The sequence below is a fragment of the Pseudomonas sp. UBA6323 genome (assembly GCF_002439135.1).
Classification (GTDB): domain Bacteria; phylum Pseudomonadota; class Gammaproteobacteria; order Pseudomonadales; family Pseudomonadaceae; genus Aquipseudomonas.
Window position 1 is genome coordinate 1 of record NZ_DJSX01000036.1, and the last position, 12,779, is coordinate 12,779.

A 12,779-nucleotide genomic window follows, 5' to 3' on the forward strand; every position below is an offset into this window, starting at 1 on the left:
GGTGTGCAGCGACTGGTAGCCGTTGGCCTTGGGAATCGCGATGTAGTCCTTGAAGCGGCCCGGCAGCGGTTTGTACAGGTTGTGCACGGCGCCGAGCACGCGGTAGCAGGTGTCGACCTTGTCGACGATGATGCGGAAGGCGTAGACGTCCATGATCTCGTTGAACGCCTTACGCTTGCCGCGCATCTTCTGGTAGATGCTGTACAGGTGCTTCTCGCGGCCGATCACCTCGCCTTCCATGCCTTCGCGTTGCAGGCACACCTGGATCGATTCCTCGATCTTGGCCACGATCTCCTTGCGGTTGCCCCGAGCGCGGCGCACGGCGGCGCGGATGCGCTCGGAGCGCATCGGGTGCATGGCCTTGAAGCCCAGGTCTTCGAATTCCACGCGCATGTTGTGCATGCCCAGTCGGTTGGCGATGGGCGCGTAGATTTCCAGGGTTTCCTTGGCGATGCGCCGGCTCTTCTCGTGCGGCATGGCATCGAGGGTGCGCATGTTGTGCAGGCGGTCGGCGAGCTTGACCAGAATCACGCGGATGTCGCGCGCCATGGCCATGGCCATTTTCTGGAAGTTCTCGGCCTGCGCCTCGGCCTTGGTTTCGAAGTTCATCTGGGTCAGCTTGCTGACCCCGTCGACCAGTTCGGCCACGGTTTCGCCGAACTGCGCGTTGAGCGCTTCCTTGGCGATGCCGGTGTCTTCGATGACATCGTGCAGCATGGCGGCCATCAGGCTCTGATGATCCATGTGCATGTCGGCGAGAATGCTGGCCACGGCTAGCGGATGGGTCACATAGGCTTCGCCACTGCGGCGGCGTTGGCCATCGTGCGCCTGTTCGGCGTAGAAGTAGGCTCGGCGAACCAGGTTGACTTGGTCATGGCCGAGGTAGGCCGAAAGTCGGTCGGCGAGAGCGTCTATGCCAGCCATGAGAGACTCTCCCGTTGGCAGCTGTGGCCCCGCGCCGCGCGACTTCGACCCGGCATCATCGACTTAAAGAGGCTCGTTCGCCTCTTCCTCGAAGGCAGCGAACAGCGGTTCTTCTTCGACGATGTCTTCCTGGGCGACGACTTCATAGTCCACCAGGCCGGCAGCGATTTCGCGCAGGGCCACTACGGTGGGCTTGTCGTTTTCCCAAGCCACTTTCGGCTCTTTGCCGCCGGTGGCCAGCTGGCGCGAACGCTTGGTCGCGAGCATGACCAGTTCGAAGCGGTTATCAACGTTGTCCAGGCAATCTTCGACGGTAACGCGAGCCATGGTGTTCCTCGTAACTTGTGCGGATAAGCTTGGCCCGAGCGGGCGAGCGGACTGAATAGTCTAAAAAATCACCAGCGACAATGGAAGCGCTGTTTTACGCCAGCAGTTCGCTGAGCAGGCCGGCGTGGCGCTGCTGCTGCTGCGTCTGCGCCAACTGGTTGCTGCGGAAGATGGCTTTCAGATCGCTCAGGGCGTGATTGAAGTCATCGTTGATCACCAGGTAATCGTACTCGACGTAGTGGCTCATTTCGCTGACCGCCTCGCGCATACGGCGCTCGATGATCTCGCCGCTGTCCTGGCCGCGGTTGGTCAGGCGATGGCGCAGCGCTTCCTGGGTCGGCGGCAGGATGAAGATGGACCTGGCCTGAGGCATCAGTTTGCGTACCTGCTGCGCGCCCTGCCAGTCGATCTCCAGGATCAGGTCGAAACCTTCGGCCAGGGTCTGCTCGACCCACTTCTGCGAGGTGCCGTAGAAATTGTCGAAGACCTGGGCGTGCTCGAGGAACTCGCTGCGCTCGATCATGGCGCTGAACTGCGCATGGTCGACGAAGTGGTAGTTGACTCCGTCCTGCTCGCCCGGCCGCATGGCGCGCGTGGTGTGCGAAACCGAGACGCGAATGAGCGGTTCGCTTTCGATCAGCGCCTTGACCAGGCTGGTCTTGCCGGCGCCCGAGGGTGCGGAAACGATATAGAGGGTGCCGGTGGTGATGGCCATGAAAACATCCTGAGAAATCTTGCGGGATTTTAAAACGTAGCGAGCGACGGCTAGGCAAGGCGAAATCAGGTGAGAAAGCGGAGTTTACGACTGTAAATGAGCATTTCGAACCTTATTTCAACGCGGTATAGCCTAGCGCAGCAGTTTTCACTCGATATTCTGAACTTGCTCGCGCATCTGCTCGATCAAAACCTTCAGGTTGACTGCAGCCTGCGTGCTACGTGGGTCGAAGGCTTTGGACCCGAGGGTATTGGCCTCGCGGTTGAGCTCCTGCATCAGGAAGTCCAGGCGCCGCCCGGCAGCGCCGCCGGCCTTGAGCACGCGACGCACTTCGCTGACGTGGGTGCTTAGGCGATCCAGTTCCTCGGCTACGTCGCTCTTCTGTGCGAGCAGCACCAGTTCCTGCTCCAGACGTTGCGGGTCGAGCTCGGCCTGCATCTCGGCGAAGCGGGTTTCGATCTTCTGGCGCTGGCCGGCGAGCATCTGCGGCACCAGTTCGCGCAGGGCAGCGACTTCATCGAGGATGCTGTCGAGGCGCTCGTTGAGTAGCTTGGCCAGCTCGGCGCCTTCGCGGGCGCGGCCGGCCTTGAGTTCGCCTAATGCCTGGTCGAACAGCTTCATTGCGGCGGCGTTGAGCGCCTGCGGATCGGCCGAGTCGGCCACCAGTACGCCGGGCCAGGCCAACACTTCCAGCGGGTTGAGCGGCGCCGGTTGCTGGATCAGCGCGGCGACCTGTTCGGCGGCAGTGATCAGCTGGCGCGCGCGCTCGCTGTCGACCTGCAGTTGCTTGCCGGCACTCTCTTCGGCGAAGCGCAGCGTGCATTCCACCTTGCCGCGCGACAGACCCTGGCGCAGGGCTTCGCGCACTGCGCCTTCGAGATCGCGGAACGCCTCGGGCAGACGCAGGTGCGGCTCGAGGTAGCGGTGGTTGACCGAGCGCAGTTCCCAGCTCAGTGTGCCGTGGGCGGTTGCCTGCTCGTTGCGGGCAAAGGCCGTCATGCTGTGAACCATGGGATACCTCGCGAAAGTCAGCTCGAAAAACGCAGGATTGTAGCTCACGGCGCCTGCCCATTTCATGTGCAGGCCATCAGGCCTGCCGTCAGTCGCTGCCAATTCGGCATGTCGCCGCGGCCGACCGCCCCCTATAATGCGCAGTGTTTTTATTTAATGAAGTAGGTATCGCTCAATGAAACGTCCCAGTGGCCGCGCCGCCGATCAGTTGCGCTCGATTCGCATCACCCGCAACTACACCAAGCATGCCGAGGGTTCGGTGCTGGTCGAATTCGGCGATACCAAGGTGATCTGCACCGTCAGCGTCGAATCCGGTGTGCCGCGTTTCCTCAAGGGTCAGGGCCAGGGTTGGCTGACTGCCGAGTACGGCATGCTGCCGCGCGCCACCGGCGAGCGTAACCAGCGCGAAGCCAGTCGTGGCAAGCAGGGTGGCCGTACCCTGGAAATTCAGCGCCTGATCGGCCGCTCGCTGCGCGCTGCGCTGGACATGAGCAAGCTGGGCGAGAACACCCTGTACGTCGATTGCGACGTGATCCAAGCTGACGGCGGTACCCGCACTGCCTCCATCACCGGCGCCATGGTGGCGCTGATTGATGCGCTGAAAGTGCTGAAGAAGCGCGGTTCGCTCAAGGGCGAGCCGCTCAAGCAGATGATCGCTGCCGTATCGGTCGGCATCTATCAGGGCGAGCCGGTGCTGGATCTGGACTACTTGGAAGATTCCGCCGCCGAGACCGATCTCAACGTCGTGATGACCAACGCCGGTGGCTTCATCGAAGTGCAGGGCACGGCCGAGGGCGCACCGTTCCAGCCTGACGAATTCAACGCCATGCTGGCGCTGGCGCAGAAGGGCATGAACGAGATCTTTGAACTGCAGAAGGCCGCACTGGTCGACTGAAACCCTTACCGAGCAAGGAGCATCAGGATGAACGACGATATGCAAAGCCCGCTTCCGACGCCCAGTCAGGAAGCGCGTCAGTGGGCCATGTTCTGCCACTTCGCCGCGTTTCTCGGCCTGGTGTTCCCCTTCGGTAATCTGCTCGGCCCGCTGATCATCTGGCAGATCAAGAAGGATCTCGATCCCTTCGTCGACGCCCAGGGCAAGGAAGCGTTGAACTTCCAGATCAGCGTGGCGCTGGCAGCGATCGTCTGCTTCATCCTCATGGTGGTGGTGATCGGCTTCCCGCTGCTCATGCTGCTGGGTCTGGCAGCGCTGGTGCTGACCATCATCGCCGGGATCAAGGCCAACGAGGGCCAGGCTTATCGCTACCCGTTCAGCTGGCGGCTGATCAAGTAATTCAATGGAGTTGGACGGCGGGGGTGACCTCCTCCGCCATGCCAGGGAAGGACAGTTTGATGAAAGTGCGAATGTTGATGCTGGCTCTGTTTCTGACAGCGCTAGTCGGCTGCGGTGATGCTGCTAGGACGCTAGCCGAGCAGGCGAAACTGCAGGCCTTGAGGGTCGAGGCTGCGCAATTGCACGACGCGGGGCAGTCGCGGCAGGCGATTGCCAAGTTCGAAAAGGTAGTCGACAGCCCGGTCGCAACGGATGCGGAGAAGGCTCATGCGCTGCGCTTCATCTCGCTGGGCTATTACGAGCTGAATGACTTTCCGCGCTCGGGCGAGTACGCGGCCAAGGCTGCAGCCTACTATCCGCAGGGTTCCTACGATTACCTGGTGAATATGGCTGACGCCGATCTCATGCAGGGCAAGGTGCCGGAAGCCGCCACCAAACTCGAGCAGGCACATGCGCTGGAGCCCCGCGGTCTGGCAGCCAATAACGTGCTGGGCCTGCTCTATCTGGGCGATAACGGCGAGCAGTACTCCGATCATCGCAAGGCGCTTGCCTATAACCGGGCTGCTTTCGAGATCGAGCCGGGGCGTATTACCGGGATCGCCCTGGCGCGCAACTATGTAGCGTTGCATGAGTACGAGCAGGCTCGTGCCCATCTGCTCGATCTGAGCCAGCGCTATGCCGATGATGCGTACATACGCAACTTGCTGGTGCAGACCGAGAACGGTTTGACGCCGGATCGCGGGCAATGAAACCCCACGACAAGCCTAATGTCAGCCAGATAAGAAAAACACCAGTGATGCTGTGCAGAATCGCAGCATTTTCACTTGACTAGGCCGCGGCGGATGCCTTGCGTGAATCAAAGCGTTATCGCGGACAAGTCCGCTCCCACGGTCAGCGTTTGCAGCGCTGGTAAGGTTGGTGGGAGCGGACTTGTCCGCGAAGCCTTGTGTCCTGGATGACGACAGGCATCATACGCTTTCGTGCCTGTCGATCAGACGCTGAGAATCCAGTCGTAATCGACGATCAGCGGCGCATGCTGGGAGAAGCGCGGCTGGCGAGGCAGACGTGCGCTGCGCACGCTGCGGCGCATACCGGGCGTCAGTATCTGGTAGTCGAAGCGATACCCCAGATTGAGCATTTCCGCCTGCTCGCTATCCGGCCACCAGCTGAACTGGTCACCTTCGCGGCTGACTTCACGCAGGGCGTCAACATAGCCCATGTTGCCAACCACCTCGTCCATCCAGGCGCGCTCGGGCGCCAGGAAGCCCGGTGATTGCTGGCAGTCACGCCAGTTCTTCACGTCCATCTTCTGGTGCGCCACATGTAGCGAGCCACAATAGATGTACTCGCGACGCTTGCGGCGTTGCTTGTCCAGATAATGGGTGAAGTCGTCCATGAACTTGAATTTCTGATTCAAGCTCTCGTCACCGTCACGCCCGCTGGGTAGCAGCAGGGTGGCGATACTTACCTTGTCGAAATCGGCCTGCAGGTAGCGCCCGTAGCGATCGGCCATCTCGAAGCCGAGGCCGCTGATCACCGCCTTGGGTTGCAATCGCGAGTAGAGTGCCACGCCACCTTGGCTGGGCACTTCACCGTCGCATGCATAGAGGAAATAACCATCCAGCTGGAAGGCTTGGTCGTCCATTTCAAAGGCAGAGGCACGGGTGTCTTGCAGGCAGATCACGTCGGCATTCTGGGCTTGCAGCCAGCTGAGCAGACCTCGCTCGGCCGCAGCCTGAATACCATTCACGTTCACACTGATGATCCGCATAAATGGCCCCCAAAAACACGTGCGTGTATGATACCCGAGCTCACCTCAATTAGCTAAATCCGTGCCGTCCGGGACTTTTTCATGCAAGCGTACCAGCGCGATTTCATTCGCTTTGCCATCGAACGCGGGGTTCTGCGTTTCGGTCAGTTCACCCTCAAGTCCGGGCGTACCAGCCCCTATTTCTTCAACGCCGGCCTGTTCGACAGCGGCCTGGCGCTGGCCCAGCTGGGGCGCTTCTATGCCGCGGCCATCGTCGACAGCGGTATCGATTTCGATGTGCTGTTCGGCCCGGCCTACAAGGGCATCCCGCTGGCTGCGACCACTGCCGTGGCGTTGGCCGAGCATCATCAGCGTGATCTGCCCTGGTGCTTCAACCGCAAGGAAGCCAAGGATCATGGCGAAGGCGGCACCCTGGTCGGCGCACCGCTCAAGGGTCGCGTGCTGATCGTCGATGACGTGATCACCGCCGGCACCGCCATTCGCGAAGTGATGCAGATCATCCAGGGTCAGGGCGCTCAGGCCGCCGGCACCCTCATCGCGTTGAACCGTCAGGAGCGTGGCCAGGGCGAGCTTTCCGCGATTCAGGAAGTCGAGCGCGACTTCGGCATGCCGGTAGTGAGCATCGTGTCACTGGAACAGGTACTGGAATATCTGGCAGGGGATGCTGAACTGAAGCAATATCTGCCGGCTGTCGAAGCCTATCGCGCCGAGTACGGAATCTAGCCCTAGCACAAGGTAGTCCTATGCCTGCACCGCTCCTGACCCGCTGTACGCTGCTCTGTAGCTTGCTGCTGCCGTTGTCCGGAATGGCTGCCGAGCTGTATCGCTACGTCGACGACAAGGGCGTGACGGTGCTCAGCCGTCAGGGCGTACCGCCGGAGTTCATCGGCAAGGGTTATGAAGTGCTCAATGACCAGGGGCGTGTCGTGCGGGTGATTCCGCCGGCACCGACGCCTGAAGAATTTGCCCGCATGCAGGCGGACAAGGCGCGCGCCAGCAGCGATGCGCAGCTGTTGCGCCTGTACACCAATCTTGATGACGTCGACCGCGCCCGCGAACGCAAGCTGGCCGAGCTCGACAGTGTCACCAGCGTGGCTCGCGGCAATCTGCAGTCGGTGCGCACTCAGCAGGCCAACCTGCAGAGCCAGGCCGCCGATCACGAACGTGCCGGGCGCCCGGTGCCGGAGCATTTGCTGGTACAAATCAACAACCTCAAGGAAGAACAGCAGCGTCTGCAGCGCGACATCGCCCGCTACAAGGAGACGCGTACCCAGGCCGAAGCGGGTTTCGCCGCTGATCGCGCACGTCTGACCGAGCTGTTTGGCGAGCCGCAGAAAAAGCCTTAAGGCTCGGTCATTCAGCCCTGCGGCTGAGTCTTCTCGAAACTTTCGATCTTTTCCCTGAGCCACTGCGGCAGCGGCGCACTGCTGCGTGTCGCGCCGTCGGCATGCACGTAGACGATTTCGCCGCTGGTCAGCAGTTCATCGTCACGCCAGATGCCGAGGGCAAAAGTCAGGCTGGAGCGGCCCAGGCGAGCGCTGCGGATACCGATCTGCAACTGGTCGTCGAAGCGCGCCGGTGCGCGGTATTCGAGCAGCGTGCGGATGGCGAAGAAGTCGCCGCCATCCTGTGCCAGATCAGCTGGGTAGGCGACGCCCAGGGCGCGGAAGTATTCGGTAATGGCGACGTCGGCGTAGGTCAGGTAGTGGCCGTTGAAGACGATGCTCTGCGGATCGACCTCGGCCCAGCGCACGCGCAAGGTGTGAAAGAAGGTGAACTGGCTGGCTTCGGGCAGGCTGCTCATGGGCGGTCCTTTATCGGGGTTGCCTGGTGAGCGTGCTGGTTGGGCGGGATTGCGGCAAGTTCGAGTCGCCACATGGATGTGGGGAGATAAGCGGGTTCGATGGCTGGTGGCGCTGGCCGACTCTCACCCTAGTCGTGTGGCGGTCGCAAAGCCCTCTCCCGCCCTGCGGGCACCCTCTCCCAGGGGGAGTGGGGCATCAGAAGGCCGCGTGGCGGCCGCTGTTCAGGGGCGCTTGCGGTTGCTGATCATGGTGCCGTTGCCGACATCGGTGAAGATTTCCAGCAGCACGGCGTTAGGTACACGACCATCGATGATATGCGAGCTGGTCACGCCACCCTGCACCGCTTCCAGTGCGCATTTGATCTTCGGCAGCATGCCGCCGTAGATGGTGCCGTCGGCGATCAGCTCGTTTACCTGCTCGGTGTTCAGACCGGTCAGCACGTCACCCTGCTTGTTCATCAGACCGGCGATGTTGGTCAGCAGCATCAGCTTCTCGGCTTTCAGCGCTTCGGCCACCTTGCCGGCGACCAGGTCGGCGTTGATGTTGTAGGACTCGCCATCCGGGCCGACGCCGATGGGCGCGATGACCGGGATGAAGTCGCCCTTGACCAGCATGTTCAGCAGATCGGTGTTGACCCCGGTGACCTCGCCGACATGGCCGATGTCGATAATCTCGGGCTGGGTCATCTCCGGCGTCTGGCGGCTGACCTTGAGCTTGCGCGCGCGGATCAGGCCGGCGTCCTTGCCGGTCAGGCCGATGGCGCTGCCGCCGTGCTGGTTGATCAGGTTGACGATGCTCTTGTTGACCTGGCCGCCGAGCACCATTTCCACCACGTCCATGGTGGCGGTGTCGGTGACGCGCATGCCATCGATGAAGTGGCTTTCGATGGACAGCCGCTTGAGCAGATCACCGATCTGCGGGCCGCCGCCATGTACCACCACCGGGTTGATGCCGACCGCCTTCATCAGCACGATGTCGCGGGCGAAGCCCTGTTTGAGCTCCTCGCTCTCCATGGCGTTGCCGCCGTACTTGATCACCAGGGTCTTGCCGACGAAGCGGCGGATATAGGGCAGGGCTTCGGACAGTACCTTGGCAACCTGGGCGGCAGCGTCACGCTCGAGGGTCATGCAGGGGGCTCCTGGAACAATCGATCAAAAGGGCAGTTGCAGGTCGGGGGCGACCTTGAGCAGTTGGGCGCGGAAGACATCCTGGATGCGCTCCAGCTCTTCCTGAGAGTCGGCCTCGAAGCGCAGTACCAGCACCGGCGTGGTGTTGGAGGCGCGGATCAGGCCCCAGCCCTTGGGATAGTCGACACGTACACCGTCGATGCTGGTGATGTTGGCTTCGCCCCATTGGCCTTCACGTTGCAGGCGTTCGATCATGCCGAACTTGGTCTGCTCGGTGACCTTGATGTTGATTTCCGGCGTGGAAATGTCGCTGGGGAAGGCGCTGAACACCTGCTCGGCGTTGCGTTTCTCTAGGCTGAGGATTTCCAGCAGGCGCGCGGCGCTGTAGATGCCGTCGTCGAAACCGTACCAGCGCTCCTTGAAGAAGATGTGGCCGCTCATTTCGCCAGCCAGCAGGGCGCCGGTTTCCTTCATTTTCTTCTTGATCAGCGAGTGGCCGGTTTTCCACATCACCGGGCGGCCGCCGTAGCCGCTGATCAGCGGGGTCAGGCGGCGGGTGCATTTGACGTCGAAGATGATGTCGGCGCCCGGGTTGCGCGAGACCACGTCCTTGGCGAACAGCATCAGCAGGCGGTCCGGGTAGACAATGTTGCCGGTGTTGGTCACCACGCCGACGCGGTCGCCGTCGCCGTCGAAGGCCAGGCCCAGGTCGGCATTCTCGGATTTGACGCGGGCGATCAGGTCGACCAGGTTCTCCGGCTTGCCCGGGTCCGGGTGGTGGTTGGGGAAGGTGCCGTCCACTTCGCAGAACAGCGGAATCACGCTGCAGCCCAGCGCCTCGATCAGTTGCGGGGCGATCACGCCGGCGGCGCCGTTGCCGCAGTCGACTACCACCCTGAGCGGTTTGGCCAGGGCGATATCGTCGCGGATGGTCTTGAAGTAGCGCGGCAGCACGTCGACCTGCTGCACGCTGCCGACGCCGCTGGCCAGGTCGTTGTCGTCCAGGCGGGTTTTCAGCGCCTGGATCTGCTCGTTGGCCAGGGTGTCGCCGGCGATGATGATCTTGAAGCCGTTGTAGTCCGGCGGGTTGTGGCTGCCGGTGAGCATCACGGCCGAACGGCCCTCAAGCACGTTGGCGGCGAAGTACACCACCGGGGTCGGCACCATGCCGATATCGGTGACTTCGCAGCCGCAGTCGAGCAGGCCCTGTACCAGTTGCTGCAGCAGCTCGGGGCCGGACAGGCGGCCGTCACGGCCGACGATGACCTTGGATTCGCCCTGGGCGAGGCTCTGCGAGCCGATGGCGCGGCCGATCCAGTAGGCGTATTCGGCGGTCAGGGTGTCACCCACCACGCCACGGATGTCGTAGGCGCGGAAAATGTCGGCGGGAAGTTTCGGGGCGCTTTGGCTAGTGGTCATTGCGGGGCTCTGCTCCAGTCCCAGGAGATCCTGGTCTTCATCGAGAATGTCGATATCGAGGATATCGGTGTCCTGAAACAGCGGGTCGACCAGCTCGGCGGGCTTCGTGACCGGCTGAGCGGCTGGGGCCGCGGCTGTTCCTTTAACGGGGGTACTGCTGCCTTCAGGGCTACTGCGGCGCGGCAGGCGCGCCAGACTCTGGGCCAGCGTATCGAGTGCCGGTACGCTGAGGCTGAAGGCTTTGACGTTCTTGCCGGCAGAGAGTTCTTTCAGCATTTGTCCGAGCTGCTGGGCATCGAGGTTGACGCGCCGCTGCAAAGCACCCTGCACCAGGATCAGGCCGATCAGGGCACCACCCAGGGCCAGCAGGAGCGCCAGGCCGAGCATGGTCACTGGAACGCTACCCTGAACCAGGGCCGGACCGGGAGTGAAGCTGATCTTCCAGTGTGGATTGCCGGTGGCGAAGGTCTGCGCGCTGCCTTCGCCGGGCTGGCCGCGTTGCAGCAGTACCTGTGCCGGAGTATTGGCGAACTGCTGGATCAACTGTACCTGGCCGTATTCGGCAGGCAGGGCCGGCAGAGCCGCGAGCAGGCGTTGCAGGTCGAAGGCCAGCAGCAGCGTGCCCTGTGCCGGCTGGCTGTCTCCGATGCGCAGGGCCACGGCGCTATAGGCCAGCCAGCGCTCTCCTACCCGGTAGGCTTCGACGGCGGGCTGCTGGCCGCTTTCGGCGCGGCGCAACATGTCCAGCCCGGCGAAATTCATCGGTGCGGTGCGGCTGGTGTCCTGTACGGCTTCGCCACGACGGTTGAGATGGGCATCGATTACGCCGTCCCGATAACCCAGGCTGCGTTCGGCCTCGCTGATCTGAAGACTGTCGCCGCTTTGCAGCGCCTGCAGCAGCTGCGGGTTACGTGCTGCGGCCAGGCTGTCGGCTTGCAGTTGCTTGAGCGCCTGCTGCACGGCGGTAGCCTGATTGCTGCCTAGGGCCTGGGTCAGCTCGGTCTGGCGAGCCTGGCTGCTGGTGCTANNCGGCGAACCACAGCAACGCGCCGCCGGCACCGACGCCGATCAGCGCAGCCAGCAGGCCTGGCAGCAGTGCCCCCGGCGAGAGGCTGGTCGCCTTGCGCTTGGGCGGGTTCGCTACCAGGCTGGCGGCGCTATCGACTTCCTTGGCAGTACGCTTGAAGAGTTTCACGTAGGCGCTCCTCGGCGGGTCGTCCTGTGGGGTTGGGTCAGTGGCTACCGGAATGGCCGAAGCCGCCAGCGCCCCGTTGGGTCTCGTCGAACTGTTCGACCAGTTCGAAATGCGCCTGCACCACCGGCACCAGCACCAACTGCGCGATGCGCTCGCCGATGGCGATGGTGAAAGGCGCCTGGCCGCGGTTCCAGCACGACACCATCAGCTCGCCCTGGTAGTCGGAGTCGATCAGGCCGACCAGGTTGCCAAGCACGATGCCATGTTTGTGGCCAAGGCCCGAGCGCGGCAGGATCATCGCCGCCAGGCCGGGGTCGCCGATGTAGATCGACAGGCCGGTGGGAATCAGCACGGTCTGGCCCGGCTCGAGGACGATGTCTTCCTTGAGCATGGCGCGCAGGTCGAGGCCGGCCGAACCGGGCGTGGCGTATTGCGGCAGCGGGAATTCCTGGCCGAGGCGAGGATCGAGGATCTTGGCTTGCAGAGCGTGCATGGTCAGTTCTTGTTCAGTCGTTCGGCGATAAGGGTGATCAACTGGCGGGCGATCTTGCCCTTGCTGGTCTGGGCGAAGCTGAATTGCTGCAGCCCGCGGTCGATCACGGTGATGGCGTTCTCTTCACTATTGAAGCCGATGCTGGGGTTGGCCACATCATTGGCGACGATCAGGTCGAGATTTTTGTCGCGCAGCTTGCGCGAGGCGTATTCGAGCAGGTTCTCGGTCTCGGCAGCAAAGCCCACGCTGAAGGGGCGATCCTCACGGCCGGCGATGGTGGCGAGGATATCCGGGTTACGCACCATTTGCAGGAGCATCCCTTCGCCGCTGGTGGGGTCTTTCTTCAATTTGTGCTGCGCGACCACTTCCGGGCGGTAGTCGGCCACGGCGGCAGCGGCGATCAGCACGTCGCAGGGCATCGCCGCTTCGCAGGCGGCGAGCATGTCGCGGGCGCTGACCACGTCGATGCGACTGACCCGATCCGGCGTCGGCAGGTGCACCGGGCCACTGACCAGGGTGACCTTGGCGCCGGCCTCGGCAGCGGCTTCGGCCAGGGCAAAACCCATCTTCCCGGAGCTGTGATTGGTGATGTAGCGCACCGGGTCGATGTTTTCCTGGGTCGGGCCGGCGGTGATGAGAACGTGCAGGCCTTCGAGCGCCTGACGCTGGAAGCAGTCGGCGGCCAGGTTGGCCAGGTC

General features: G+C 62.7%; 15 protein-coding genes. 5 read left to right on the forward strand and 10 right to left on the reverse strand.

The genetic code is table 11. From position 1 onward, the window contains the following. The 4 genes from B3P22_RS08140 to B3P22_RS08155 form a co-directional block, all read right to left on the reverse strand. Positions 1 to 924, reverse strand: a 924-nt coding sequence (locus B3P22_RS08140) for a RelA/SpoT family protein (RefSeq protein WP_296270614.1), incomplete at its 3' end; no start/stop codon positions are given. Positions 925 to 987: 63 nt separating this feature from the next. Then, positions 988 to 1,251, reverse strand: a complete 264-nt coding sequence (gene rpoZ / locus B3P22_RS08145) for a DNA-directed RNA polymerase subunit omega (protein ID WP_003242550.1) — start codon at positions 1,249 to 1,251, stop codon at positions 988 to 990. A 94-nt stretch (positions 1,252 to 1,345) separates the two neighbouring features. Continuing rightward, on the reverse strand, positions 1,346 to 1,966 hold the full coding sequence (gmk, locus tag B3P22_RS08150; protein WP_197858558.1) for a guanylate kinase: 621 nt from the start codon (positions 1,964 to 1,966) through the stop codon (positions 1,346 to 1,348). A 147-nt stretch (positions 1,967 to 2,113) separates the two neighbouring features. Then, positions 2,114 to 2,977 (reverse strand): YicC/YloC family endoribonuclease, encoded by an 864-nt coding sequence (locus B3P22_RS08155; RefSeq protein WP_275547765.1) that lies wholly within the window; start codon positions 2,975 to 2,977, stop codon positions 2,114 to 2,116. A 175-nt stretch (positions 2,978 to 3,152) separates the two neighbouring features. Between B3P22_RS08155 and rph the strand changes: the two genes are divergently transcribed. Genes rph through B3P22_RS08170 form a run of 3 tightly spaced genes read left to right on the forward strand, consistent with a single transcriptional unit; the run spans position 3,153 to position 5,020 of the window. After that, the gene (gene rph / locus B3P22_RS08160; protein ID WP_024310050.1) at positions 3,153 to 3,872 is read left to right on the forward strand and encodes a ribonuclease PH; all 720 of its coding nucleotides are present in this window, start codon (positions 3,153 to 3,155) and stop codon (positions 3,870 to 3,872) included. A 27-nt stretch (positions 3,873 to 3,899) separates the two neighbouring features. After that, positions 3,900 to 4,271: a DUF4870 domain-containing protein gene (locus B3P22_RS08165; RefSeq protein WP_197858560.1), complete on the forward strand. Its 372-nt coding sequence runs from the start codon at positions 3,900 to 3,902 to the stop codon at positions 4,269 to 4,271. 23 nt (positions 4,272 to 4,294) lie between these two features. After that, positions 4,295 to 5,020 (forward strand): tetratricopeptide repeat protein, encoded by a 726-nt coding sequence (locus B3P22_RS08170; protein WP_296270615.1) that lies wholly within the window; start codon positions 4,295 to 4,297, stop codon positions 5,018 to 5,020. Positions 5,021 to 5,262: 242 nt separating this feature from the next. On the opposite strand, the gene B3P22_RS08175 is transcribed toward B3P22_RS08170, so the two are convergent. Continuing rightward, complete coding sequence (locus tag B3P22_RS08175; RefSeq protein WP_197858561.1) at positions 5,263 to 6,042, reverse strand: exodeoxyribonuclease III; 780 nt, start codon at positions 6,040 to 6,042, stop codon at positions 5,263 to 5,265. 81 nt (positions 6,043 to 6,123) lie between these two features. Here B3P22_RS08175 and pyrE point away from each other — a divergent pair, with 81 nt between their 5' ends. Together pyrE and B3P22_RS08185 are read left to right on the forward strand one after the other, a co-directional pair. Then, complete coding sequence (pyrE, locus tag B3P22_RS08180; RefSeq protein WP_013717752.1) at positions 6,124 to 6,765, forward strand: orotate phosphoribosyltransferase; 642 nt, start codon at positions 6,124 to 6,126, stop codon at positions 6,763 to 6,765. A 20-nt stretch (positions 6,766 to 6,785) separates the two neighbouring features. Next, positions 6,786 to 7,388 (forward strand): DUF4124 domain-containing protein, encoded by a 603-nt coding sequence (locus B3P22_RS08185; protein ID WP_275547763.1) that lies wholly within the window; start codon positions 6,786 to 6,788, stop codon positions 7,386 to 7,388. A gap of 11 nt (positions 7,389 to 7,399) precedes the next feature. Here B3P22_RS08185 and B3P22_RS08190 read toward each other — a convergent pair whose 3' ends face one another. From B3P22_RS08190 to coaBC, 5 genes are all read right to left on the reverse strand, one after another. Beyond that, positions 7,400 to 7,846 (reverse strand): acyl-CoA thioesterase, encoded by a 447-nt coding sequence (locus B3P22_RS08190; RefSeq protein ID WP_197858563.1) that lies wholly within the window; start codon positions 7,844 to 7,846, stop codon positions 7,400 to 7,402. A gap of 222 nt (positions 7,847 to 8,068) precedes the next feature. Beyond that, entirely contained in the window at positions 8,069 to 8,974 is a 906-nt protein-coding gene (gene argB / locus B3P22_RS08195; protein WP_197858564.1) for an acetylglutamate kinase, read from the reverse strand. A 24-nt stretch (positions 8,975 to 8,998) separates the two neighbouring features. Then, positions 8,999 to 10,393, reverse strand: a complete 1,395-nt coding sequence (gene algC / locus B3P22_RS08200; RefSeq protein ID WP_275547789.1) for a phosphomannomutase/phosphoglucomutase — start codon at positions 10,391 to 10,393, stop codon at positions 8,999 to 9,001. Positions 10,394 to 11,625: 1,232 nt separating this feature from the next. After that, positions 11,626 to 12,081, reverse strand: a complete 456-nt coding sequence (gene dut, locus B3P22_RS08205) for a dUTP diphosphatase (RefSeq protein ID WP_197858565.1) — start codon at positions 12,079 to 12,081, stop codon at positions 11,626 to 11,628. A 2-nt stretch (positions 12,082 to 12,083) separates the two neighbouring features. Beyond that, a partial coding sequence (coaBC, locus tag B3P22_RS08210; RefSeq protein ID WP_296270616.1) for a bifunctional phosphopantothenoylcysteine decarboxylase/phosphopantothenate--cysteine ligase CoaBC occupies positions 12,084 to 12,779 on the reverse strand: 696 nt, incomplete at its 5' end.

Excerpts from the sequence above, each read along its gene's own strand:
- rpoZ (WP_003242550.1), bottom strand. The coding sequence starts at position 1,251 with ATGGCTCGCGTTACCGTCGAAGATTGCCTGGACAACGTTGATAACCGC.
- gmk (WP_197858558.1), bottom strand. The coding sequence starts at position 1,966 with ATGGCCATCACCACCGGCACCCTCTATATCGTTTCCGCACCCTCGGGC.
- B3P22_RS08155 (WP_275547765.1), bottom strand. The coding sequence starts at position 2,977 with ATGGTTCACAGCATGACGGCCTTTGCCCGCAACGAGCAGGCAACCGCC.
- rph (WP_024310050.1), top strand. The coding sequence starts at position 3,153 with ATGAAACGTCCCAGTGGCCGCGCCGCCGATCAGTTGCGCTCGATTCGC.
- B3P22_RS08165 (WP_197858560.1), top strand. The coding sequence starts at position 3,900 with ATGAACGACGATATGCAAAGCCCGCTTCCGACGCCCAGTCAGGAAGCG.
- B3P22_RS08175 (WP_197858561.1), bottom strand. The coding sequence starts at position 6,042 with ATGCGGATCATCAGTGTGAACGTGAATGGTATTCAGGCTGCGGCCGAG.
- pyrE (WP_013717752.1), top strand. The coding sequence starts at position 6,124 with ATGCAAGCGTACCAGCGCGATTTCATTCGCTTTGCCATCGAACGCGGG.
- B3P22_RS08185 (WP_275547763.1), top strand. The coding sequence starts at position 6,786 with ATGCCTGCACCGCTCCTGACCCGCTGTACGCTGCTCTGTAGCTTGCTG.
- B3P22_RS08190 (WP_197858563.1), bottom strand. The coding sequence starts at position 7,846 with ATGAGCAGCCTGCCCGAAGCCAGCCAGTTCACCTTCTTTCACACCTTG.
- argB (WP_197858564.1), bottom strand. The coding sequence starts at position 8,974 with ATGACCCTCGAGCGTGACGCTGCCGCCCAGGTTGCCAAGGTACTGTCC.
- algC (WP_275547789.1), bottom strand. The coding sequence starts at position 10,393 with ATGACCACTAGCCAAAGCGCCCCGAAACTTCCCGCCGACATTTTCCGC.
- dut (WP_197858565.1), bottom strand. The coding sequence starts at position 12,081 with ATGCACGCTCTGCAAGCCAAGATCCTCGATCCTCGCCTCGGCCAGGAA.